This is a genomic window from Exiguobacterium sp. s91 (genome assembly GCF_018618915.1).
GTDB classification, from domain to species: Bacteria; Bacillota; Bacilli; order Exiguobacteriales; family Exiguobacteriaceae; genus Exiguobacterium_A; species Exiguobacterium_A abrahamii.
This window is the reverse complement of the sequence record NZ_JACSMZ010000011.1, coordinates 1-796: the sequence shown is the minus strand read 5'-3', so window position 1 is coordinate 796 and position 796 is coordinate 1. Positions and strand designations below refer to the sequence as shown.

Sequence of the window (796 nt, the reverse complement as noted above, 5' to 3'; positions counted from 1 at the left end):
GTTCCCATGCCGAACACGGAAGTTAAGCACTTGAACGCCGAAAGTAGTTGGGGGCTTCCCCCTGTGAGGATAGGACGCTGCCAGGCGATACATATGGAGGATTAGCTCAGCTGGGAGAGCACCTGCCTTACAAGCAGGGGGTCGGCGGTTCGATCCCGTCATCCTCCACCATTTTTATTACACTTGCCGGTGTAGCTCAGCTGGTAGAGCAACTGACTTGTAATCAGTAGGTCGCGGGTTCGACTCCTGTTGCCGGCACCATTTTTATCTTCAATGATCACCAGAATTCAACTATGAATGAAGGTTCTACCTTTTATATCCCTGCCGGGGTGGCGGAACTGGTAGACGCACAGGACTTAAAATCCTGCGGGGGTTTCCCCGTGCCGGTTCGATTCCGGCCCTCGGTACCATTTTCATTTTGATGTTTGCTGTTTGATCCTTATATTCCGCACCCTTAGCTCAGCTGGATAGAGTACTTGACTACGAATCAAGGGGTCGGGAGTTCGAATCTCTCAGGGTGCATTTTCGGGAAGTAGCTCAGCTTGGTAGAGCACTTGGTTTGGGACCAAGGGGTCGCAGGTTCGAATCCTGTCTTCCCGACCATCTTCAATTTCATCCCTTTAATGGGGCCTTAGCTCAGCTGGGAGAGCGCCTGCCTTGCACGCAGGAGGTCAGCGGTTCGATCCCGCTAGGCTCCACCATTTTTTATGACGAACTTTGAAAACTGAACGATGAGGCAAAAATCGTATTCTACGGAATACAAAAACGAATGAAGCGCAAGCTTCGTCAATCGTGA

Annotated in this window: 6 tRNA genes and 1 rRNA gene; all 7 read left to right on the top strand. The window is 51.0% G+C overall.

Annotated elements, in window-relative coordinates:
* Nucleotides 1-86 (top strand): 5S ribosomal RNA (gene rrf, locus KNQ06_RS16895); the annotation flags it as partial.
* A 9-nt stretch (nucleotides 87-95) separates the two neighbouring features.
* Nucleotides 96-171: transfer RNA gene (locus KNQ06_RS16890), tRNA-Val, on the top strand.
* A 14-nt stretch (nucleotides 172-185) separates the two neighbouring features.
* Nucleotides 186-261: transfer RNA gene (locus KNQ06_RS16885), tRNA-Thr, on the top strand.
* A gap of 62 nt (nucleotides 262-323) precedes the next feature.
* A tRNA-Leu gene (locus KNQ06_RS16880) sits at nucleotides 324-410 on the top strand.
* Nucleotides 411-448: 38 nt separating this feature from the next.
* Nucleotides 449-522 (top strand) — tRNA-Arg (locus KNQ06_RS16875).
* A gap of 4 nt (nucleotides 523-526) precedes the next feature.
* A tRNA-Pro gene (locus KNQ06_RS16870) sits at nucleotides 527-603 on the top strand.
* 22 nt (nucleotides 604-625) lie between these two features.
* Nucleotides 626-701, top strand: a tRNA-Ala gene (locus KNQ06_RS16865).
* Nucleotides 702-796 lie beyond the last annotated feature (95 nt).